General features: G+C 41.3%; 1 protein-coding gene. It reads right to left on the bottom strand.

The genetic code is table 11. The annotated features are described in order from the left end of the window. Positions 1–151: 151 nt before the first annotated feature. Positions 152–373, bottom strand: coding sequence for a winged helix-turn-helix domain-containing protein (locus ATW55_RS17375; protein ID WP_160327247.1), 222 nt, complete (start codon positions 371–373; stop codon positions 152–154). Between the last annotated feature and the right edge of the window lie 65 nt (positions 374–438).

The following is a 438-nucleotide window of genomic DNA, read 5'->3' as shown; positions in this document are numbered from 1 at the left end:
TCGATTGATCTTGACACACCCGCAAAGAAATTTGCAAGACTTATACGCGATTTTTGGCCAACGAAACTGGAAATGAGATGGTTTGAACCTACCAATACCCAATTATTGGGGACAACTGCATAACTCATGTGTTATCTACATAAACCCTTTTTTATCCATCTCTAAATCCCCCATTCTTTGTCATCAAAATATATCCACTTCCTCGAACAGTGAGAATCAGTTTCGGTGATCGGTAATCAATTTCGATTCTTTTGCGCAATCGCAAAATTTGGACGTTGAAGTTTTCCCTCGTACCAGTATCTCTGTCTCCCCACACATAGTTTATGATTGTTTCAGCACTGACGATCTCTCCTGTTCGTTCTGGAATTGTCAAATTTAGTTTAGCCCCGAAACTCGTAATACCGGTCTATGGCTACGCCTAGGGGGTGTGAGTGAAGT

The organism is Ferroacidibacillus organovorans, from assembly GCF_001516615.1.
In the GTDB taxonomy this organism is placed as follows: domain Bacteria; phylum Bacillota; class Bacilli; order Alicyclobacillales; family SLC66; genus Ferroacidibacillus; species Ferroacidibacillus ferrooxidans_B.
The sequence above is the reverse complement of the archived record's forward strand: the minus strand, read 5'-3'. Positions and strand labels throughout refer to the sequence as shown.